Origin of the sequence: Micromonospora sp. NBRC 101691, assembly GCF_030269285.1 — a bacterium.
GTDB classification, from domain to species: domain Bacteria; phylum Actinomycetota; class Actinomycetes; order Mycobacteriales; family Micromonosporaceae; genus Micromonospora; species Micromonospora echinospora.
Window position 1 is genome coordinate 104,408 of sequence record NZ_BSTB01000022.1, and the last position, 21,041, is coordinate 125,448.

At 70.0% G+C, this 21,041-nt stretch carries 18 protein-coding genes and 3 tRNA genes; 10 read left to right on the plus strand and 11 right to left on the minus strand.

Annotated features, from left to right (window positions below; genetic code table 11):
- Positions 1-132 precede the first annotated feature (132 nt).
- Both QSK20_RS27095 and QSK20_RS27100 read right to left on the minus strand, forming a co-directional pair.
- Positions 133-390: a hypothetical protein gene (locus QSK20_RS27095; RefSeq protein WP_285791441.1), complete on the minus strand. Its 258-nt coding sequence runs from the start codon at positions 388-390 to the stop codon at positions 133-135.
- A gap of 162 nt (positions 391-552) precedes the next feature.
- A complete protein-coding gene (locus QSK20_RS27100; protein WP_285791442.1) occupies positions 553-795 on the minus strand; it encodes a helix-turn-helix domain-containing protein in 243 nt (80 codons plus the stop codon).
- Positions 796-895: 100 nt separating this feature from the next.
- Here QSK20_RS27100 and QSK20_RS27105 point away from each other — a divergent pair, with 100 nt between their 5' ends.
- Both QSK20_RS27105 and QSK20_RS27110 read left to right on the plus strand, forming a co-directional pair.
- The gene (locus QSK20_RS27105) at positions 896-1,864 is read left to right on the plus strand and encodes an AAA family ATPase (protein ID WP_285791443.1); all 969 of its coding nucleotides are present in this window, start codon (positions 896-898) and stop codon (positions 1,862-1,864) included.
- Entirely contained in the window at positions 1,857-4,382 is a 2,526-nt protein-coding gene (locus QSK20_RS27110; protein ID WP_285791444.1) for a S8 family peptidase, read from the plus strand. Before QSK20_RS27105 ends, QSK20_RS27110 begins: the two co-directional genes overlap by 8 nt.
- A gap of 182 nt (positions 4,383-4,564) precedes the next feature.
- Here the strand turns inward: QSK20_RS27110 and QSK20_RS27115 are convergent.
- Both QSK20_RS27115 and QSK20_RS27120 read right to left on the minus strand, forming a co-directional pair.
- Positions 4,565-4,637 (minus strand) — tRNA-Arg (locus QSK20_RS27115).
- 35 nt (positions 4,638-4,672) lie between these two features.
- Positions 4,673-4,763: transfer RNA gene (locus QSK20_RS27120), tRNA-Ser, on the minus strand.
- Between the two features lie 158 nt (positions 4,764-4,921).
- On the opposite strand from QSK20_RS27120, the gene QSK20_RS27125 reads away from it, so the two are divergent.
- On the plus strand, positions 4,922-6,175 hold the full coding sequence (locus QSK20_RS27125) for a hypothetical protein (RefSeq protein WP_285791445.1): 1,254 nt from the start codon (positions 4,922-4,924) through the stop codon (positions 6,173-6,175).
- Here the strand turns inward: QSK20_RS27125 and QSK20_RS27130 are convergent.
- Positions 6,136-6,906 (minus strand): CPBP family intramembrane glutamic endopeptidase, encoded by a 771-nt coding sequence (locus tag QSK20_RS27130; protein ID WP_285791446.1) that lies wholly within the window; start codon positions 6,904-6,906, stop codon positions 6,136-6,138. The two genes, QSK20_RS27125 and QSK20_RS27130, sit on opposite strands and share 40 nt — an antisense overlap.
- A 244-nt stretch (positions 6,907-7,150) precedes the next feature.
- Here QSK20_RS27130 and QSK20_RS27135 point away from each other — a divergent pair, with 244 nt between their 5' ends.
- The gene (locus QSK20_RS27135; protein WP_285791447.1) at positions 7,151-8,266 is read left to right on the plus strand and encodes a globin domain-containing protein; all 1,116 of its coding nucleotides are present in this window, start codon (positions 7,151-7,153) and stop codon (positions 8,264-8,266) included.
- A gap of 77 nt (positions 8,267-8,343) precedes the next feature.
- Here the strand turns inward: QSK20_RS27135 and QSK20_RS27140 are convergent, their stop codons facing one another.
- The gene (locus QSK20_RS27140) at positions 8,344-9,876 is read right to left on the minus strand and encodes a peptide deformylase (protein ID WP_285791479.1); all 1,533 of its coding nucleotides are present in this window, start codon (positions 9,874-9,876) and stop codon (positions 8,344-8,346) included.
- Positions 9,877-10,152: 276 nt separating this feature from the next.
- Here QSK20_RS27140 and QSK20_RS27145 point away from each other — a divergent pair, with 276 nt between their 5' ends.
- Positions 10,153-10,941 (plus strand): hypothetical protein, encoded by a 789-nt coding sequence (locus QSK20_RS27145; RefSeq protein ID WP_502889039.1) that lies wholly within the window; start codon positions 10,153-10,155, stop codon positions 10,939-10,941.
- 54 nt (positions 10,942-10,995) lie between these two features.
- On the opposite strand, the gene QSK20_RS27150 is transcribed toward QSK20_RS27145, so the two are convergent.
- Positions 10,996-12,846 carry a DUF6311 domain-containing protein gene (locus tag QSK20_RS27150; RefSeq protein ID WP_285791448.1) on the minus strand — a complete coding sequence of 617 codons (1,851 nt, stop codon included), beginning with the start codon at positions 12,844-12,846 and terminating at the stop codon, positions 10,996-10,998.
- A gap of 214 nt (positions 12,847-13,060) precedes the next feature.
- Here QSK20_RS27150 and QSK20_RS27155 point away from each other — a divergent pair, with 214 nt between their 5' ends.
- A complete protein-coding gene (locus QSK20_RS27155; RefSeq protein WP_285791449.1) occupies positions 13,061-13,774 on the plus strand; it encodes a class I SAM-dependent methyltransferase in 714 nt (237 codons plus the stop codon).
- 72 nt (positions 13,775-13,846) lie between these two features.
- Here the strand turns inward: QSK20_RS27155 and QSK20_RS27160 are convergent, their stop codons facing one another.
- Both QSK20_RS27160 and QSK20_RS27165 read right to left on the minus strand, forming a co-directional pair.
- Positions 13,847-14,380: a YbhB/YbcL family Raf kinase inhibitor-like protein gene (locus QSK20_RS27160; protein WP_285791450.1), complete on the minus strand. Its 534-nt coding sequence runs from the start codon at positions 14,378-14,380 to the stop codon at positions 13,847-13,849.
- 134 nt (positions 14,381-14,514) lie between these two features.
- Positions 14,515-16,776 (minus strand): catalase, encoded by a 2,262-nt coding sequence (locus tag QSK20_RS27165; protein ID WP_285791451.1) that lies wholly within the window; start codon positions 16,774-16,776, stop codon positions 14,515-14,517.
- 377 nt (positions 16,777-17,153) lie between these two features.
- Between QSK20_RS27165 and QSK20_RS27170 the strand changes: the two genes are divergently transcribed.
- Positions 17,154-17,690 (plus strand): cysteine dioxygenase family protein, encoded by a 537-nt coding sequence (locus QSK20_RS27170; RefSeq protein ID WP_285791452.1) that lies wholly within the window; start codon positions 17,154-17,156, stop codon positions 17,688-17,690.
- Between the two features lie 314 nt (positions 17,691-18,004).
- Here the strand turns inward: QSK20_RS27170 and QSK20_RS27175 are convergent.
- Positions 18,005-18,091, minus strand: a tRNA-Ser gene (locus QSK20_RS27175).
- A 96-nt stretch (positions 18,092-18,187) separates the two neighbouring features.
- On the opposite strand from QSK20_RS27175, the gene QSK20_RS27180 reads away from it, so the two are divergent.
- Together QSK20_RS27180 and QSK20_RS27185 are read left to right on the plus strand one after the other, a co-directional pair.
- On the plus strand, positions 18,188-18,727 hold the full coding sequence (locus QSK20_RS27180) for an AAA family ATPase (protein ID WP_285791453.1): 540 nt from the start codon (positions 18,188-18,190) through the stop codon (positions 18,725-18,727).
- Between the two features lie 9 nt (positions 18,728-18,736).
- Positions 18,737-19,714 carry an NAD(P)H-quinone oxidoreductase gene (locus QSK20_RS27185; RefSeq protein ID WP_285791454.1) on the plus strand — a complete coding sequence of 326 codons (978 nt, stop codon included), beginning with the start codon at positions 18,737-18,739 and terminating at the stop codon, positions 19,712-19,714.
- Between the two features lie 128 nt (positions 19,715-19,842).
- Here QSK20_RS27185 and soxR read toward each other — a convergent pair whose 3' ends face one another.
- Positions 19,843-20,283: a redox-sensitive transcriptional activator SoxR gene (soxR, locus tag QSK20_RS27190; protein WP_285791455.1), complete on the minus strand. Its 441-nt coding sequence runs from the start codon at positions 20,281-20,283 to the stop codon at positions 19,843-19,845.
- A 47-nt stretch (positions 20,284-20,330) separates the two neighbouring features.
- On the opposite strand from soxR, the gene QSK20_RS27195 reads away from it, so the two are divergent.
- The gene (locus tag QSK20_RS27195; protein WP_285791456.1) at positions 20,331-21,038 is read left to right on the plus strand and encodes a thiamine pyrophosphate-binding protein; all 708 of its coding nucleotides are present in this window, start codon (positions 20,331-20,333) and stop codon (positions 21,036-21,038) included.
- Positions 21,039-21,041: the final 3 nt, after the last annotated feature.

Consider the following 21,041-nt stretch of genomic DNA (forward strand, 5'->3'; position numbering starts at 1 on the left):
GTCGGAAGGAGCGGATACCCGTGACCTGCAGCTATGCGGGTTTGTCCGGTTTGGGTATGTAGCAGTGTCGACGGAACGTGACGCCAACGTGCGTTTACCTCCCCCGAGGTGCACCCCTGGGTGCATGATCAATCAACCTTCGGATCCAGGTTCGTCGCTCGCATCTTGATCTGCCGGCGAGCCCTCCACCGCTCGGCGCGCCTCGATAACCATCGAAGGGTTGACGCAGCGACGGTCGGCCTCCCTGGCCACCCACATGCCGTCGGCGGGGCCGAGCCGCAACTGGAAGACGTCCACCGCCGAGCGAGGCTCGTACTCCACGTCAGCGTTGGCCCAGGCGGTCACCGGCTCGTTCGCCAACAGCAGCGCCTCTTCACGACTCAGCCTCATGGCCCCCTACGAGTGAGGATCGTGATCAGGCGGTCGACGTCGGCGGATGGGAGGATCAAGTCCGGCCGCGTGCATCCAGCCCGAAGCGCCGCGCGTCGGCTTAGCCCGCGACCTGCACATGCAAAGATCGACGTGCTGGCTCGCTCCTGTCGAGTCGCACGGTCAAGCAAACTCGCGCAGGTCGACACCTAGAGCGTTGGCGAGCGCCAGCATCGTGAAGTAGCCGGGCTCGATCACTCGTCCCGACTCGATCTTCCTGAGGGTTGAGACAGCGACCCGAGCACGTCCTGCGAGTTGCTCCTGAGTCAGCCCCCTGTCGCCGCGCAGCGCTCGGAGCCGGATGGCGAGCACTTCGGCTTCACCCCGGAATCGGCTGTTCTCACGTCGACTGCGCCCTGCTGGCACGTCAAGCAGTGTAGTGGTAAAGTTCGACCGGTCAAACTTTATCGCTACCGGTGATCATGCCATTTGGCTAGGTTGGGGTTAGCGAAGGGGGATCGAGTTCGTGGCGGCGTCAGGTGAACACATCAAGGCACTCGTGCGTAGTCACGCTGCCGGTGATGACGCCGCGTTCTACGCAGTCGCGCTTCAAGTGGCGGCGAAGGCAGCCCGTCAGGGCCATGGGACATTGGCCAACGACCTCAAGCAGGTAGTCGAGGCTGCCCGACGCCAGCCAGTCGCGAGCAAGGTCACGGCGATCGCCCGGCCACGAGGGGACTTGGCGGATCTAGTCACGGCCGCGTTCCCGGACGTGTCCCTGCAAGATCTGGTAGGCCCGTCGCAGTTGAAGGACGCCGTCGCTCGCGTGCTTCATGAACAACGGCAGCGGCACGCCCTTTCAGAACACGGATTCGCACCAGCCCATCGACTTCTGCTTGAGGGACCCCCGGGGACGGGAAAGACGATGACAGCAGCGGTGATCGCTCACGAGCTGGCGCTGCCGTTATTGACGGTCCGCTTGGACAGCTTGCTCAGCAAATACCTCGGCGAGACAGCGAGTAAGCTGCGCGCAGTGTTCGAAGCCGCGGCGTCCCAGCGGGCGGTCTACCTATTCGACGAATTCGATGCTCTCGGCGGCCACCGAAGCAGCAACGACGTCGGCGAAGCCCGACGAATTTTGAACTCGTTTTTGATCTTTCTCGAGCAGGCCAACGCCGAGAGTATCATTGTGGCCGCCACGAACCATCGGTCGATTCTTGACCACGCGCTGTTTCGCCGTTTCGACGTCGCGATCAGGTACGAACTCCCCGACGGAGCACAGGCAGCGGAAGTCATGAAGGCCCGACTTGGCCCGATGGGCCGTAGCATCCGATGGCAGACAGTCCGAAACCACACGGCGGGGCTGAGTCATGCCGAACTGGTCAAAGCCGCTGAAACCGCTGCGAAGCAGGCCATCCTGCGGGGCGACAAGCAGGTCACGGTTGCTGACCTGACGGCGGCATTACAGGATCGCCGGGCGACGGGCGGTGAGTAATCCAGCCCGGTCGCTGGCGCATCTGACGATCACCGGTCGCGCCGACGACCACGCCTTCAACCGTCGCGGTGGGAGTAATCCGCGAATTCGTGAGGTAGAGCGTCGTGCCCATGGGCGCAAGTTACGGGGAGACCTCGCACGTTCGCTCCAGGATGCGGACCTCGAACGCGGCGCCGTAGCGGACGACCTGACCTTGGAGGAACTCAAGGCCCTCGGCGTCATCCTGGTACTCGACGCAGCGGATTCTGCCTTCCCCTTGAAGGTGGACTCGCTCGAGCGCATGTCGACCCACAGGACAAAGCGCCCCAAATGGCTGCTGCTGGCGGTCAACCCAGCGTCAGGCAATCGGCCTGAAAGCGCCGTCGTCTGGGTCAGCGACGCTTACCGCCAAGCCTTCCTGAAGACGTTCGAGGATTACCTCAACCGCAACACCTCAACCGGACAGCCGCAGAACCGCCCGCTCGTCGCAAATATCGCGTCGATTCGGCGAGCCGTGCTGAGAGACCTCTGGCAATCCGCCGGAGATCCGCCTGCAGGGACGACTTGGTGGGAGATCTGGCTGACTCGGACCGACAACGGCGTCGAGCTTCTACGTGCGTTCGCAGCCGGCCGCTTCCGGATGTCCGAGCGGCGCATGGACCTGGTCGATCGGACCGTGGTCTGGTTGGAGGCACGTTGGGACGACTTGCAGGCGCTGCCGTTCACGGCTATCCCCGTCGCTGAAATCCGGCGGCCTGAATTCGTCGACACCGTCGAGGACTTACCCCGGGATGACCAGGACGATTTGACGACGGATCTGGTGGAACGAACGACGGTTGCCCCTGATACGGCCCCGGTGGTGTGCCACCTCGACAGCGGCGTGCGTCGTTCCCACGTGCTGCTGTCGGAGTCGCTTCATGGCAGCGACGTCCATTCAGTTGTAGGCGACAGCGGCGCGGACCAACTCGACCACGGCACGGTAATGGCTGGGCTTGCTCTCTACGGCCCCCTCGATGACCTCCTGCTGGCGAGCGGGCCGGTCGCATTGGCGCACCGCCTTGAATCGGTCAAGATGCTGCCCGATAAGCCGGCCACGAACGACCCAGCCGCCTACGGGCTGATCACCGCACAGGCTGCGGCAGCCGTAGAAGCGGCAGCACCTCACCGGCGGCGCGCGTTCTGTATGCCAATTACGGCGCCGCCTGAGGGCCGAGCAGGTGAGCCCTCACTCTGGTCGGCGGCTATCGATGCGCTGAGCGTCGGCACCGACATCGGCCAGTCTGACAGCGGGATCGCGCTCGTCGGTCAGCCTGACCTCAGCGCTGCCCGACTGTTCCTAATCTCAGCCGGTAATGTCCGGGATCGGTCGGGAGGGTTGGACCACCGCGAACTGTGTGACCTCTCGCAGATCGAGGATCCTGCGCACGCCTGGAATGCCCTCACCGTGGGCGCCTACACCGACCTGACCGCAGCTCCAACGGACCCGACCTTCGCAAACTGGGCCGCTCTGGCTGGCGAAGGCGAGCTGTCCCCGCATAGCCGCACGTCGGTGTCATTCTCCAGCCGGACCTGGCCCATCAAGCCCGACATTTGTATGGAAGGCGGCAACGTCCTCAGTGACGGGGTCGACTTTCACGACAGGCATCCGCTCCTGTGCGTCCGTAGCACCTCGGCTCGGGACGACCTCGCCCTCGTCTCGGCCAACGCGACAAGTGCCGCTACCGCGCAGGCGGCCCGGCTAGCGGCGAAGGCGATGGCCGCCTACCCGTCCTACTGGCCCGAAACGATTCGGGGACTGCTGGTCCACTCGGCCGAATGGACGCCGGCCATGAGAGCCGAGGTCGACGGCGCCTCGACGAAGACCGCACGGCAGACGATGCTGCGCAGATACGGGTGGGGCGTGCCGACCGAAACCTCGGTCCTCACGTCCAGCACGAACGCTGTCACCCTCGTGACCCAGGACGAGTTCGTTCCGTTCGATGGTCCGGACCACGCTGCACGACGGTTCCGCCTGCACCGGCTGCCGTGGCCAATCGAGACGCTTCGAGAACTGGCTGAGGCAACCGTCCAACTTCGCGTCACCTTGTCGTACTTCATCGAACCTACGGCTTCTCGGCGTGGCTGGCGGCGCCGCTACACCTACCCGTCACACAGCTTACGGTTCGAGCTAAACACACCCCTCGAACCTCTCAGCGCCTTCGTGGATCGAGTGAATCGGGCGGCGCAGGACGAGGAAGCAGGCACCCGTCCAGCCAGCGGGTCGGAACGCTGGCTTGTTGGGGGCAACCAGCGCAACCTCGGTTCACTCCATCAAGACATCTGGGAAGGAAGCGGGGCAGACCTCGCCGACTGTAGCCTGATCGCCGTCCATCCGGTGGGAGGCTGGTGGAAGAACAACAAGCGAGCGGACCGCGCCAACCTGCCTCTGCGCTATGCACTCATCGTCTCGCTGCGCACGGCCATGCAGGATGTGGATCTATACACGCCGATCGCCGTACAGCTCACCGTCCCCGTCCAAGCCGCCGTCACCGAGGCATAGTCGGGGCAAGGCTGACGCGGGAAATCGCTGCACATCGGGCCAGACCCGTCGTACTGAAGCAAGGGCGGCAACCACTCTCGGTAACTACGTATGTACTTCAGCCCGAGTCGTGCACCCATGGGTGCACGAAGAAACGCCCCTTCGTCGATGAACGAAGGGGCGTTTCCGCAGGTCAAACCCTGCGCGCCCGAAGGGACTCGAACCCCTAACCTTCTGATCCGTAGTCAGATGCTCTATCCGTTGAGCTACGGGCGCTGGTGCTCGGCCAGTCTACACACCCGGCTTTCGCGCGGAGACTCCGGGATTCGAACCCGGGAGGGGCTTTAAGACCCCAACCGCATTAGCAGTGCGGCGCCATAGACCAGACTAGGCGAAGTCTCCTCGGTGGCCCAGCAGACCACCGCCGCCCGAGAATACAGCCCCGCCCCGGCAGGGAGCAAAGCGACTTCCTCCTCCAGCGGTACCGGTCGACCAACTTCCCTCCCTGAGCAGGAGTTTCCCCCTGCGCGGCACCGCGATCGGGACTAGGCTTCGTCGATATGCAGGAGCAGCCGCCGAGCGATCCGCCTCGCCGCGAGCCGCGCACAGCGGCACGTCGCGGCCGTTCCCCCAAGCCGACCTTCACGCCGCCGGCCGTCCCGGCGACCGAGCCCGACCAGCCGGACGACCCGCCCCGGGCTCGGCCCCGGCGCAAGGCGTCCGCTCCCACGGTGCTCTTCCAGCCTCCGGAGACCACCGGACCGACCGACCCCGAGCAGTCGGCGATGCCCCCTCGGCGGGCCCCACGCCAGAAGGTGGTCCGGACCGCCACGCCGGGGCAGGTGACGACGCCTTCCCGCCCGGCCCGCCCCGCGGCCGGTGATTCGGAACACACCGTGCTGGTGGACGCCGGAAACGCGCCCACCAGCGGCCCGAACGCCGAGGCGGGTGCCCCGCGTGAGGCCACCGCGAAGAAGAGCACAACCCGGAAGGCGACCGAAAAGCCGGCCGCCACCGCGCGGAAGAGCACCCGGAAGGCGAGCAGCCCCGGGGCAGCGGCACCGGAGCCGGTCGACCATCCGGTCAAGGCCACGGCGGAGGCCGGGACCCCGCAGCCCTCCGGGGCACCGGAGACGGCGGCCGGAGGACATACCGTCGATCTCGACCGGCTGTTGGCGCACCCGGCCTTCACGCCGGAGCTGCTGGCGCTGGCGGCGGTGGAGCGGCTCGGGCCGCAGGCCGGCGCCTGGGCAGCAGCGCTGCGCGAGGCGTACCCGAATGCGGGTTCCGCCGGCCTGGCCCGGCTCGCCACCCGGCGGTTCGTCCGACTGGCCGGGTGGGGTGGGGCGACCGCCGCGCTGGCTGGTCTCTTCGCTCCCCTGGCCGAGCTGGTGACGGTCCTCTGGACCCAGTCCGGCCTGGTGCTGCACCTGGCGGCGGCGTACGGGCGCGACCCGGTCGACCCGGAGCGGGCGGTCGAGCTGTTGGTGCTGACCCGGGTGCACCCGGACACGGACAGTGCCCGGACGGCGCTCGTCGCCGCCCGTGCCGAGACCGGGGAGGGCGAGCCGCCGTGGGATCGGGTGGCCGAGGCGGCCTGGCGGCTGGCCACGCCGCTCGCCGCGCAGGCGGGCGGGTGGTTGGCGTTACGGATGGCGTCCCGGCTGCTGCCCGGCGCGGCGGTGCTCGCCACGGCGGCCGGGAACTCGGCCGCGGTGGAGCGGTTGGCCGCCCGGACGATCACCGCCTACCGGCAGCCGGGGTTCCGCTGGCCTCAGAGCCAGTCGAACCATTCCCTGGGCAGCAGGGAGTAGCCGACGAAGGCCACGATGTCGAGCAGCGTGTGCGCGACGACCAGCGGCATCACCCGCCGGGTCCGCAGGTAGAAGAGGCTGAAGACCACGCCCATCACCACGTTCCCGACGAACGCCCCGAAGCCCTGGTAGAGGTGGTAGGAGCCGCGCAGCAGCGCACTGGTGGCGATCACCGCGCCGACCCGCCACTGGAGCTGCCGCAGCCGGGTCATCAGGTAGCCGACCACGATCACCTCCTCCAACACGGCGTTCTGCACGGCGGCGAGGATCAGCACCGGCACGGTCCACCACAGCTCGGGCAGCGCGGCCGGCACGACCGTGGCGTTGATCCCGAGCTGCGCGGCGACCCAGAACAGCGCCAGGCCGGGCAGGCCGATCAGCGCGGCCAGGCCGGCTCCCCGGGCCAGGTCCCGACCGGGCTGCCGGGCGTCCAGGCCGAGGGTCCGTCCGGCGTCGCCCGGGTCCCGGTTGACCAGGTGTACGGCGAGCAGCACCGGCACCAGCGCGAAGACGATGCCGAGCACCTGGTACGTCAGGTCCAGCCAGGGCCGGGGTGACGCCGAGGTGTTCAGCGCGGCGGTCTGCCGGGACAGGCCACCCTCGGCGGTCAGCTTGGCGGTGATGGAGACCATGGCGTAGATCGCGGACTGCCCGAGCGACAGCCCGAGCACCAGCCACGTCTCGGTGCCGAGGACCCGGCGCGACACATCTCGGGTGAGCTCAACCGTCACCGCACCACTCTGCCCGATCCCCACCCCGGCCGACACCGTCCCGACCCGTCGATCAAGGACTTTGGGCACCGCGCAAACCGCACAACAGACGCCAACCGGGCGCCACTGTTCCATGATCGGCGGTGCGTCGGGGCGCGGGCGGACAGACAGCGCGAATCGGTCGCACATTCTGTGCGACCACCATCGACGCTCCGTGGTCATGCTGGGGCCTGCCCGATCCACCGTCCTGCCGAGGGGAGCGCCGATGGAGAACTTCGCGCGGCTGTTGAAGGAGAGCTGGGCTCTGGTCGAGGGGGACCGGGAGCGCCTCAGCGACTACTTCTACGCCCGCCTGTTCCTCCTCGACTCCGACCTGCGAAAGCTCTTTCCGGTGCAGATGCGCGGCCAGGGTGACCGCATCCTCGACGCGATCGTCGCCGCCACCCAGGCCGTCGGCGATCCGGAGAGCTTCGACGAGTACCTGCGCGGCCTCGGCCGGGACCACCGGAAGTACCACGTCACCGCCGACAACTACGCCACCATGGGGGTCGCCCTGCTGGACGCGTTACGCACCGCCGGTGGGGACGGCTGGAACCTGGAGTACGACCAGGCGTGGCGGGACGCGTACGCGGCCATCGCGGAGAAGATGCAGGCCGGCGCGGCGGCCGACGAGAACCCGCCGTTCTGGCACGCCGAGGTGCTGACCCACCAGCGGTACGGCCCGGACACCGCCGTGCTGACCGTCCACGCCCTGCAACATCCGCTGCCGTACCGGGCGGGTCAGTACGTCAGCATCGAGGCGCCCCGGTACCACCCACGGGTGTGGCGGACGTACTCGGTGGCGAACGCCCCGAACGACGACAACATCCTGGAGTTCCACATCCGGACGCCCGGCGCGGGTTGGCTCTCGGGCGCCCTGGTCCGCCGGGTCAAGCCGGGCGACCTGCTGCGGATCGCCGCGCCGATGGGCGGGATGACCCTGGACCGCGCCTCGGAACGGGACATCCTCTGTGTGGCCGGCGGGGTGGGGCTGGCCCCGGTCAAGGCGCTGGTCGAGGAGTTGACCACGTACAACCGGACCCGCTGGGTGCACGTCTTCTACGGTGCCCGGCACGTTGACGACCTGTACGCCCTGGCCGGGTTGCAGGAGCTGGTGGCCGCACACCCGTGGTTGTCCGTGACGCCGGCGTGCAGCGCGGACCCGGACTTCGACGGTGAGCAGGGCGATATCTCCGACGTGGTGACCCGCTACGGGCCGTGGACGGCGCACGACTGCTTCGTCTCCGGGTCGGCCGGGATGGTCCGGGCCACCCTGCGGGCGCTCGCCGCCGACCAGGTGCCGCCGCAGCACATCCGGTACGACACCTTCGGCAACCTCTAGACATTCCTCCCCCCACGCCGGGTCGCGTGCCCCCGCCCCCTGGGGCACGCGACCCGGCACCCGCCGGGCCGCCCGGGTCAGTAGCGCCAGGCGTGACTGGTCTCGCGGTACTCCTCGACCGGCACCAGCGGCACGCCCGGCGCCATCCGGTCGACGTAGAGCCGCCCCTCCAGGTGGTCGATCTCGTGCGCGACCAGCCGGGCCACGCCGAACTCGAAGGACGTGATCAGCCGGGTGCCGTCGACCCGGGCGTGTTCCACGTCGAGCCGCAGTGACCGGGGGACGAGACCCCGGTGGTCGAAGAAGGAGAGGCAGCCCTCGTACTGCTCGTCGGTGTCCGGGGAGGAGTCGACCACCCGGGGGTTGAGCAGCACGATCGGGTCGGCGGTGCGGTCCGGCGGGCGCACCACGGCGGCGGCGCAGCTGAGCCCGAGTTGGGGGGCGGCCAGCCCGACGCCCCGGCTGAACCGGTGCAGCTCGTCGAGTTCGGCGAGGGCGTCGAGCAGCCGTTCCACCACGTCCCGGGCGACCGCCCCCTCCTCGGGCAGGTCGAACTGCCGGACGGGCTGACGGAGCAGGTCGGCGCCGCGCTGCACGATGCCGGCGGCCCGCATCCGGTCGCTCGGCCGGGGGCGCGCCGGGTCGGCCGGAGTGCCGGTCGGGGCCGGTGTGGCGGGTGGGTTGCGGAACCGCCACTGGAGCCGGTAGCGGGCGTTGAGCGGCGGGTTCTCCGTCGCCCACTCGAAGATCGCCCGGTCGTCCTCGTCGTGCCGCTGCACCGGGGTGCGCAGCGGCCCCTCCTCCGCCGACAGCGAGGTCTCCAGTCCCCAGACCTGCGGTTCGAGCGCGGCGGGCAGGTCCAGCCGCACGTCGAGCGCCCGGGTGGGCACCCGCACGGCGCGCTGGAACCAGCGTCCCCACTTCTCCTGCCCGACGCGGTACTCGTACTCGATGGTGGCCCGGTCGCCGGGGTAGAGCGGGAAGCGGCCGTCGGCGTTCTCGAAGAGGAGCCAGAACTCCTTGAACGCGTCCCGGTCGTGCTTGGCCCGCCAGTGCATCGGCTCCCGTTCGCCCCGGTCGTCCCGGTACGCCCGCAGTTGCAACTCGGCGAAGGTCAGGGGGTGGTCCCGGTGGTGCCGGTTGGAGCGGCCGGGGTCGTTCGGGTAGCGGTCGACGGCCACCCGGGCCAGGTAGCGGGTGACGGGGTCGGTGCCGGCGTTGTAGAGGGCCCGCCGGACGGCGCAGCGGTAGACGCCGTCGCGGTAGGTGAGACTCGCGAACTCGTGTTCGACGATCAGGCCCGTGCCGGGTGGCATCCACTGGCTGGGGACGGGCGGGTCGCGGTGCGGCGGGGCGGGGCGGGCGTGCCGCAGGTCGTCGTACTCCCGGAAGCGCTGCCAGATCGCGCCGCCGGCCTCCAGGACGGCCTCGGCGCGCCGGGCGAAGTCCTCGGTGGGACGGTGCCGGCGGCTCTCGACGTGGCTGACGTACGACGGGTCGAACCCCATGAGGGTGGCGAGCTGCTTCTTGGACAGCCCTCGCTCGATCCGGTGCCGGCCGAGCTCAGCTGCGAACGAGTCGGCGGCCCGTTCGAGGGGCGAGGTCGTCATCAGCTTCCTCATGGCCGGGAGTATTCAGTTTCACGTTTGGTCGACGGGATTCCACAGAAGTGGCACGTTGCCGACTCTGACCTTGACAAAGCTTCCTCGAACGGTTCTCAGCGTGTCCGGTATGACCGCTTGTCGGACACGTTTCCGACTCGCGCCCCCGGGTACCAGCCGGACACGCCGGTGCGGCACCCACCGTCACCGGCCACCCCTCCCCCCGGAGCGCGAGTTAGGTTAGCCTTAGCTCATGCGGCGGGCACGACGAGGGGAGCGCGACACATGACAGCGGTGATCCCACCCCGTCTCGCCACCACGCCGCTCGCCCCGGTCACCACCACGCTGCGGGCCATGTTCGGCACCGACGACCTTCCCGGGCTCGCCCCCGGGCTGCTGGTCACCGACGAGTACGGCTGGTCCCCGGCCACCACCCTGGTGGACGGCACCCGCCTTCCCGAACTCCTGGCCGCCGCCGCCCACCGCTGGGGTGGCACACCGCACGCCTGCGCTGCCCTGGCCTGGAAGTCGTACAGCTACTGGGCGGCGCTGCCGGCGGTCCTCGGCTGGGCCTCCGCGCGGCGGGTTCCCCTGCTCGACCCGGCCGACGTGCTGATCCACTTCGAGGACCAGCGTCCCCTGGTCACGCTCGGGCTCCGGCGGTCGACCACGGTGGCGGTGCTGCCGAGCGACCCCCTGGCCCTGGCGCCCCCGCCCGAGGTCCGGGTGGTCGCCGACGAGGCCGAGCTGCTCGGCCTGCTCCGCGCGTCGCTGCGCGACGCCCACCTCGACCCGCTGCTCGGGGCGATCCGGACCGAGGTCCGCATCGGCACCCGTACGCTGCTCGGCTCGGTCGCCTCCGGCATCGCCCACGGGATCCTGCGGGCCGCCGACGCCCTGCCCGGCTCGGCGGTGGAGTCGGTGGACACCCTGCTCGGCACGCTCGGCGTCCGGGACCTGGTCGACCTGGTGCCCGGGCCGTCCGGTCAGCCCACCGTCCAGCGCCGCACCTGCTGCCAGGCGTTCACCCTGCCGAACCCGAAGTACTGCCAGGGCTGCTGCGTACGCCCCTGACCCGCGACCGTCCTGTTCCGGCCGGAATCGCCGCCGGGCCAGCGGACCGGTCAGTCAGTCCACCAGGGGGCGGACGTCCCAGAGCCACACCCCGCCGGTGCGGACCGGCTCGACCCCGGTGAGTTCGGTCATCCCGCGCCGCAGCGCGTCCTCGTGCCGGTGCGGGGCGAGCACCACCGCGCCGGCCCGCCAGTACCGCAGGTCGTCGACGGCCGCCACCCGGTCCTGCGGGGTGATCGGTGGCACCGCGCCGGTGCGCCGGATGGTGACGAAGAAACTGCTGGTCGGGCGAGGTGTGGCCCCGAACAGCGCGATCCGCCCCTCGGGCGCGTCCGGCCGCTGGTCCGGCCCGAGGAAGTAGCCCCGGGCGATCGGCATCTCCAGGCCGGTCACCGCGGACCAGCGCAGCGGGTCGGCGTAGTCGGTGTCGGGCAGCGGCAGGGCGACCAGGCTCCGCCCGCCGGCCAGGTACGGCCGCCACGCGCCGGAGCGGACGAACTCGGGCACCGGGTCCAGCCGGGTCGTCGGCAGCGGGGTGGGCAGCAACGGCAGCAGCGCCATCGCCAGCACGGTGACCGCACCGAACCGGATCTGCCGGCGGGCCGCCGGATGACGGCGGGCCAGTTCCCCGGCGCGTTCGACGCCGTACGCCAGGAGCAGGCCGACGACCGGCGTCAGCGCCAGCGCCCACCGGGTGGGTACCACCGAGTGCAGGATCGGCAGGTTCTCCAGCACCGCCCAGGGCGCGGGGACCCCGGTGTCCCGGCCGTTGTAACGGATCTCACGGCCGAGGGAGAGCACGGCGAACAGCACCCCGGCGGCGGCGAGGCCGAGCACCTCGGCCCGGTCCCGCAGCCACCAGACCAGAGCGGGCACGAGCAGCGCCAACGGCCAGCCGAAGAAGGCGTTCTCCTCGGTCGGGTTCTTGGCCAGCCGCTCGGCGTCGCGCGGATCGCCGGCCAGCGACTCACCGGGCCAGGCGAAGAAGGAGCCGAGGTCGCTGCGGTAGCCCCGGATCAGCCGGGAGAGGCCCTCGTACGCGCCGGGACCGAAGAACTGGACGTGGAGCGGGTACGCCAGCAGCACGAGCGCGAGGACGGCGGCGACGCCGAGCCCGGCGAGGAAGGGTCGGCCGTACCGCCGCAGGTCGGGCCGGCGGACGGCCAGCACGGCGACCACCACGCCGAGCCCCACCGCGGTCATCAGGAGGATCTCCAGGTTGAGGAACGCCTGCCAGACGATCAGCAGTCCGAGGACCAGGCCGTTGCGGACCGCCCGGCCCGGCTCGCGCAGCGCCAGCGTCCGCCAGACGATCAGCGGGACCACGTACTGCGCGACGATGTTCGGATGGGCGTTGGCGTGGGAGACCATCGCCGGCGAGAAGGCGCAGAACGTCGCCCCCACCCAGGCCGCCAGTCGGGACCGGGTCAGCACCCGGGAGATGACGAGGTACCAGGCGGTGCCCGTGGCGATCATCGCGCCGGTGAGAAAGAGGAGAAAGGCGGTGCGCGGCCCGAACAACATGGTGACCGGCGTCATTGGCAATGAAACGGATAATACGGACGTGTTTGCCATGAGGTTCACGCCGTCCGGCACATTCATCCGGTCCGAACCGAACGGGTAGGCGAAATCGGTCACCACCCGCGCGCCATGCGCCAGCATCCACTCGAACTGGGCCTGGTCGGTGGGATTGATCCGACTCTCGTGGTCGGGATTCGTCCAGAATCGGGCGGTCACCCAGAGCGCCAGGAGCACGAAGCCCGCCACCGCGACGACGTCCGGAAGCCACCGGCCCGCCAGGCGCACGCCCCCGTCCGGCCCACCCGGATCGTCCCGCCGCGTCGCACTGGAGGACACCGGACGGAGGAGCCACTCCCGACCGGCCTCCGACTCCGGAGTAGTCATGACAATTCAGAGCGTAGTCAGGCCAAGACGGCAAGGTGTGCGTTTCGGAGTTCCGGCGTAGTATGTGCCGGGTTCGCCCAGTAGAAGATCTCGCACCCCCGATCGAACTGCATTCCGGTCACCCCCCGGTGGCCTGATTTCCCCACCGACGACGCAGGTGGTTGACTCTGTCGGGTCCGGGTGCGGGTCGAGTCATATGGTGAGGAATCGACGCATGGCAGAAATCACTGGCGACCAGCGCGTGCAGTCGGAGGTGCTGGAGGGCCTCGCCACCGCCGTCAACCACCGCCGATGGTTCGTCGAGCTCGCCCTCCCGTACCTCGGCGACAACCCCATCGAGATCGGCAGTGGGCTCGGGGACTACGCGCTGGAGTGGGCACCGCACCTGCCCCGCTTCACCGCCACCGAGGCGGACCCGGACCGGCTGATCGCGCTGAAGGAGCGGCTCGCCGACCACCCGACCATCGAGGTCCGGCAGATGCTGCTTCCGCACGACGAGATCGGCGGCGAGTACAGCGCGGCGGTCTCCTACAACGTCCTCGAACACATCGAGGAGGATGTCGACGCCCTGCGCAGCATGCGGGACCTGGTCCGGCCGGGCGGCGCGGTGATCATCATCGTGCCGGCGTTCCAGTTCGCGATGAGCCCGGCCGACATCGCCACCGGCCACGTCCGCCGCTACACCAAGCGGACGCTCGGCGCGGCGATGACCTCGGCCGGACTGCGCGTGGAGCGGATCCACTACGCCAACGCGCTCGGCCTGATCGGCTACTTCATGGCCACCAAGGTCTTCCGGCTGATGCCGAAGGAGGGCCCGATGGTCAAGGTCTACGACACCACCGTCCTGCCGGTCACCAAGGCCGCCGAGCAGCTCGTCCGGCCGCCGTTCGGCCAGTCGGTGTTCGCCGTCGCCCGCGTCCCCGGCTGACCGGGACTGATCCACCACCGCGGAGGGCCGCGCCCGGGCGACCGGGACCGCGGCCCTTCCGCTCGTCGGTGGCTACGCCCTGACCTGGTACGTCGGCCGGATCACCGCCCGTGCCAGGGTGTGGAAGGCCAGGTTGAAGCCGACGTACGCAGGCGTCGCCTCCGGCGTGACGTCCAGGTTCTCCACGTCCAGCGCGTGCACCGCGAAGACGTACCGGTGCGGACGGTCCCCGGCCGGCGGAGCGGCCCCGCCGTACCCGTGCTGGCCGTAGTCGTTGCGGACGCTGAACGCCCCGCCGAGGTCGCCCTCGCTCGCCCCCCGGGGCAGCTCGGTCACCGAGGCCGGCAGGTTGACCAGCACCCAGTGCCAGAAACCGCTGCCGGTAGGGGCGTCCGGGTCGAAGCAGGTGACCACGAAGCCCTTCGTCCCGGCCGGGAAGTCGGCCCAGGCGAGCTGCGGTGAGACGTTGCCGCCGCCGACGCTGTCGTGCGCGTACGCGGCGTCCATCGGCTCGCCGTTGGGCACGTCGTCACTGGTCAGGGTGAACGACCCCACGGTCGGCAGCAGCTCGTACGGGTCCGGGGCGATCGGTCGTTCCAGGGTCATCGTGATCCCTCTCACTGAAGGTGGTTTCCGCCCATCTTCTTACCCCGTCAGGGTCGCCGCCCGAACGGAACGCCCTTCTGCCGTTCCCGGCGTCGGAGCGTCGGCCCCGGGCGACACCGTCGGGACGGGCGGCGTCAGGCCACTGAGGCGGGGAACCGGTCCCACACCCGGTGCGTGGCCATCAGCCGCTGCACGGCCGCGAAGACCTCGGTGCCGGAGTCGCCGGTGACCACGCCGGGCGTGCCGCTCACCCGCGCCTCCCGCAGCACGCCGACCCCGGCGCCCCACGCGCCGATCGCCTTGGCGTGCCGCCAGCACTCGTCGACCAGGAGCAGCACGCGCGGGTCCACGGTCACCGAGTCCGCCGCGCCCGCCTTGGCGTCGCGCGCCGGGATCGCGTCCGGTGCCGGCGTCGGCGCTCCGGCCAGCAGGAGGACGTCGAACTCGACCGACCGACCGGTGGCGAAGGTGCGCTGCACGGTGAGGTCCGCCACCGTGCCGCCGTGCGGGGCGACGAGCAGCGGCACCATGCCGGCACCGAACACCGCCCGGCGTAGCTGGTCGACGCCGTCGAGATCGCCGGTGGGGTCGACGACGATCCCGACCGTGCGCCCGTCGGCCGGCCACTCGCCGCCGACCTGGGAGAGCGCCGGACTGGGCGCGACGTCGGCGAGCGGCACGGTCGGCTGCGGCGCGGGGAGACCCAGACCGGTGGCGACCTCGGCGCAGAGCACCGGGTCGATGTTGGCCAGGCACCGGAGTTGCCGTTCCCGGATCGCCTGGTGGTAGCACTTGCCCAGCTCGAAGGTGTAGGCGCGGATGATGTGCTCCTTCTCCACCGGCGACATGCTCAGCCAGAACAGGCGGGCCTGGCTGAAGTGGTCGTCGAAGGAGACCGGGTTCGCGCGCACCTTGGGCGCCTCCGCCACGGTCACCGGCACGTCGACGAACGCGCCGTCGTCGACACCGGCCGGGAACGGGTTGCCACCGTCGAGCGAGTTCGGCCGGTACGGTGCCACCCCGCCGTGCACGGCGTGCTGGTGGAAGCCGTCGCGGAGCATGTCGTTGACCGGCGCGTGCGGACGGTTGATCGGGATCTGCGCGAAGTTCGGTCCGCCCAGTCGGGTGAGCTGCGTGTCGACGTACGAGAAGAGGCGGCCCTGGAGCAGCGGGTCGTTGGTGACGTCGATCCCCGGCGGCAGGTGCCCGGGGTGGAACGCCACCTGCTCGACCTCGGCGAAGAAGTTCGTCGGCGTCCGGTTGAGCACCAGCCTGCCCACCGGCTGCACCGGGGCCGACTCCTCCGGCACGATCTTCGTCGGATCGAGCAGGTCGATGCCGGCGAACGTCTCCTCCGGGGTGTCGGGGAAGACCTGGATGCCGAGTTCCCACTCGGGGAACGCGCCGGCCTCGATCGCGTCGTACAGGTCCCGGCGGTGGAAGTCCGGGTCCATGCCGCCGAGCATCTGCGCCTCCTCCCAGGTCAGGGAGTGCACGCCCAGCTTGGGCTTCCAGTGGAACTTGACCAGCACGGTTTCCCCGGCGGCGTTCACCAGCCGGAACGTGTGGACCCCGAAGCCCTCCATCATCCGGTACGAGCGCGGGACGGCCCGGTCGGACATGTTCCACATCGTGTGGTGCTGCGCCTCGGTGTGCAGGGAGACGAAGTCCCAGAAGGTGTCGTGGGCGCTCTGGGCCTGCGGGATCTCCCGGTCCGGGTGCGGCTTTCCGGCGTGGATGATGTCGGGGAACTTGATCGCGTCCTGGATGAAGAAGACCGGAATGTTGTTGGCGACGAGGTCGAACGTGCCCTCGTCGGTGTAGAACTTCGTCGCGAAGCCACGGGTGTCACGGACCGTGTCGGCCGATCCACGCGAACCGAGGACGGTGGAGAACCGGACGAAGACCGGGGTCTCCTTCCCCTTGGCGAGGAAGCCGGCCCTCGTGACGGCCTCGGCGCTGCCGTACCCGGTGAACACGCCGTGCGCCCCGGCCCCCCGCGCGTGCACGACGCGCTCGGGGATGCGCTCGTGGTCGAAGTGGGTGATCTTCTCGCGCAGGTGGTGGTCCTGGAGCAGGACCGGACCACGCGGCCCGGCCTTCAGCGAGTGGTCGGTGTCGCGTAGCCGCGCCCCCTGTGAGGTGGTCAGATAGGCGCCCTGTTGGCCCTTCGCGATCGGCGGTACGCCGGTCGCCACCCCGGTGGGCGTACGGGTGTCCGGCGTCCCCTGCTCCGGCTTCGGCGGCAGCGGGTCGTGTGGCGTCGTCGGTTCCTCGACGGTGGGTGGGGCGCTGCCCGGCGCGCCGGGAACGTCCGGGGTCAGGGCTTCGGCCACCTTTCCGGCGGCAGCCTCGACGACGTGCTTGACGGCGTTGGCGGGCTTGCTGGGGTCCATCTGGACGAGTCCCTCCGTGGAGCTGTGCGGTGAGCAGGCCCCTTCGCCCCTACCCCAGCACAGTCCGACAAAACGGAAAGGCCTCGGGACCATGGTCCCGACCGACCGGAGCCGCACACCTCCTCGATCGAGACGGATTCGCGATTCGTGGACACGATCCCTGGCCGGCATTCGCGCCAGGGGAATTTGCGCTGCGATGAAGGCGGACGATATGGGATTCGAACCCGCGAGCGCGGCGGAACCCACTGCCCCTTCGTCAGCACGCCCTTCGGGGCCCTGTAATCAGGCGCAGGTGAACGCGCCCCTCGTCGGTGTTGACCCACGAGACGCATCGACAGATATCATACAGATCCGATAGGCAAGGAGGATGATCAACGATGATCTCGGACCTCACGCCCGCCATGTCGCAACTGATCTCGACCATCGGCGAGTCCATCGATGGACGAGCGGCATCGACCGATGGAGCGGCGGCCGACGTGGCCCATGTCCTCGGCTCGTTCCTTCCCCACGGCGGCCTCCTCACCGCGGCGCAGTCCGCTCCCGACCCACAGCGCTACCGCCAACATCTGATCTACGGGGATCCGGGCGGCGCGTTCAGCATCGCCTCTCTGGTGTGGCTGCCCGGACAGTTCACTCCGATCCACGATCATGTGTGCTGGTGCGTGGTGGGGGTGCTCAAGGGCTGGGAGCACGAAACGCGCTTCATCACTGACGCGAATGGCGCCAACCCGGTGCCGGTGAGCCATTCCATCAACACCGAGGGATCCACATCGGTCGCCAATCCGCCGGTCGACGTTCACCAGGTCGCCAATCGGTCCGGCGACACCGCCATCTCCCTGCACATTTACGGCTGCGACCTACAGGCTCTCAAAACCAGCATCCGACGGGTGTACGACCCACCGCTTCCTGCCTGAGAAGCATCAGAACTTTACGGTGCTGCCGCAACGACAATCGGCGGCCCGGTAGGACGTTGGTCTGTCGTCATCGGCGATGTTTCGGCACTGTTCGGGCCGGCTGGTGATGGGCCCACCGTCCCGGCAGCCCTGTTGGTGTCGCTCGGCTCGCTGACTCTCCGCTCTCCCCGCAGCCGTCGGGCATCACGGCGTGACACCCGCAGTTGCCAGTAGCAGTCGACCCCGAGCGGGACATTGTGAGACCGACTCACAGGTGACGGAACGCCTCTGACCGACGCTTGCACTGGTCAGGGTCGTTTCTGCTGTTCGGGAAGCGGAGGGTGTGGGATTCGAACCCACGAAGACATCGCTGCCTTACCGGTTTTCAAGACCAGCGCCATCGGCCACTAGGCGAACCCTCCTGGCGCGTCCCCGAGGGGTACGCGACCCTGCCTAGTCTGCCATGACCGGCCGGCGGCGCGAGTCGGCGTCCCGCCCGAACGTGGGATCATCGCGGCATGTGGGACATCCCGTCGGTGGTGCTGCTCACCGGAATCATGGCGGCCGGCAAGTCCACAGTGGCCGAGTTGCTGGCCCGCCGGCTGCAGCGTGCGGTGCACCTGCGCGGCGACGTCTTCCGCCGGATGGTGGTCAGTGGACGGGCCGAGATGAGCGCCACACCGTCGGAGGAGGCGTGGCGGCAGCTCCGGCTCCGGTACGACCTCGCCGCATCGGCCGCCGACACGTACGCCGCCGCCGGGTTCACCGTGATCTGCCAGGACGTGGTACTCGGTCCGGAGCTGGCCGCGATGGTCGACCGGATCCGGCACCGGCCGTTGGCGGTCGTGGTGCTCGCGCCCCGTCCGGAGGTCGTCGCCGCCCGCGAGCGGGACCGGTCCAAGAAGGGGTACGGCGACTGGCCGGTCGCCGACCTGGACGCCGGGTTCCGGGCCGACACGCCCCGGATCGGGCTCTGGCTGGACACCTCCGACCAGAGCCCGGAGGAGACGGTCACGGAGATCCTGACCCGGGCGTGGGCCGAAGGGCGGATCGGGTAAGACAGGTTCATGCGTGCGATCACGATCCCGGAGCCCGGTGGACCCGAAGCCCTGCGCTGGAGCGAGGTGCCCGACCCGGAGCCCGGCCCCGGTGAGGTGGTCGTCGACGTGCGGGCCAGCGCGGTGAACCGGGCCGACCTGCTGCAACGTCAGGGGCACTATCCGCCGCCGCCGGGTGCCTCGGCGTACCCGGGTCTGGAGTGCGCCGGGGTGGTCGCGGCGACCGCTCCCGACGTGACCGGGTGGCGGGTCGGCCAGGAGGTCTGCGCGTTGCTGGCCGGCGGCGGGTACGCCGAGCGGGTCGCCGTGCCGGCCGGGCAACTGCTGCCGGTGCCGGCCGGGGTCGACCCGGTCGACGCCGCCGCGCTGCCCGAGGTGGCCTGCACCGTCTGGTCGAACGTCGTCCAACTCGCCCGGCTGGCCGCCGGCGAGACGCTGCTGGTGCACGGGGGTGGTAGTGGCATCGGCACCTTCGCGATCCAGCTCGGCGCAGCGCTCGGGGCGACCGTGGTGGTCACCGCGCGCGCGGCCAAACACGAGCGTCTGCGCGAGCTGGGCGCGGCACACACCGTCGACTACCGGGAGCAGGACTTCGTCGAGGAGGTACGCCGGGTCACCGACGGCCGGGGCGCGGACGTGATCCTCGACATCATGGGCGGGGCCTACCTGGGCCGGAACGTGGCGGCGCTGGCCACCGGAGGCCGGCTCGTGGTGATCGGCATGCAGGGCGGGCGGAAGGCGGAACTCGACCTCGGCATGCTGTTGGCCAAGCGGGCTTCGGTGACGGCGACCGCGCTGCGGTCCCGTCCGGTCGCGGAGAAGGCGGCGATCGTCCGGGGCGTGCGGGAGCAGGTCTGGCCGCTGGTGGAGGCGGGCCGGATCCGGCCGGTGGTGGACCGGCGGATGCCGATGTCCGACGCGGCCGGGGCGCACCGGCTGGTGGAGTCCAGCGACCACCTGGGCAAGGTGCTGCTGGTCACCGGCTGAGCGGTCGAGCTCGGTGTGAGGTGGTGTGGGGTGAGGTGGTAGCAGGGGTCCCCTGTTACCGCTTTTTGCCGAGCAGGGGTCCCCTGCAACCACCTCTCCCCTGCAACCACCTCAGCGCCGTCAACCCCTCAGGGGCGCGGTAGGACCAGTCTTGCGCCCGGCCCCTCGCCGGCGAGCTTGTCGGCGGGATTGTTGAGGGCGCAGCGCTGCAACGACAGGCAGCCGCAGCCGATGCAGCCGGTGAGGTCGTCCCGCAGTTTGCTGATCAGTCTGATCTTGTCGTCCAGCCGGTTGCGCCAGGCGGCGGAGATCCGGGCCCAGTCCTCCGCGCTGGGGGTGCGCCCGTCGGGCAGCGAGTCCAGCGCCTCGCGGATCTCGTCGAGCGAGACGCCGACCTGCTGGGCGATCCGGATGAACGCCACCCGGCGCAGCTCGACCCGCGCGTACCGGCGCTGGTTGCCGCCGGTGCGCTCGGCGTGGATGAGGCCGAGCCGCTCGTAGTAGCGCAGGGCCGAGGGGGCCACGCCGCTACGGGCGGCGAGCTGACCGATGGTGAGTGACTCCTGCATCACGTAACCCTTGAGTTGAAGTGAGCTTCAAGTTGCAGGCTAACGGCATGACCGTCACCATCGCCAGCGCCCCCGTCGTCCCGCCCCCGGTCGCGCCGCTGCTGCGCCGGGTCGCGGCGGCCCTCGAGGACGACCTCAGCTCGAACGTGTACTCGACCATCGACGTTCTCTGGGTGCTCTACGACCGGATCCTGCGGATCCACCCGGACCGGCCGGACGACCCGGACCGGGACCGGTTCCTCCTCTCCAAGGGGCACGCCGTCGCCGGCTACTACGCCGTCCTCGCCGCGAAGGGGTTCGTCCCGCCGGACTGGCTGGACGACGTCTACGGTCCGGCGAGCCGTCTCGGCGGCCACCCCGACCGGGTCCTGGTACCGGGCGTCGAGATCGGCTCCGGGTCGCTCGGGCACGGGCTCGGTCTCGGCGTCGGCACCGCGCTCGGGCTGCGGGCCCAGGGCCTGCTCACCCCGAGGGTGTACGTCCTGCTCGGCGACGCCGAACTCGACGAGGGCTCCAACCACGAGGCGATCGCGTACGCGGGCGCGACCGGACTGGCCGGACTGACCGCGATCGTGGTGGACAACCGGTCCGCCACGCACGGCTGGGCCGGCGGGATCGCGGCGCGGTTCACCGTCAACGGCTGGCAGGCGTCCACCGTCGACGGATACGACCACGACGCCCTGTACACCGCCCTGACCGGGCACGACCACAACCGGCCGCACGTCGTCGTCGCGGTCGTCGACGAGAAGGAGTGAGCC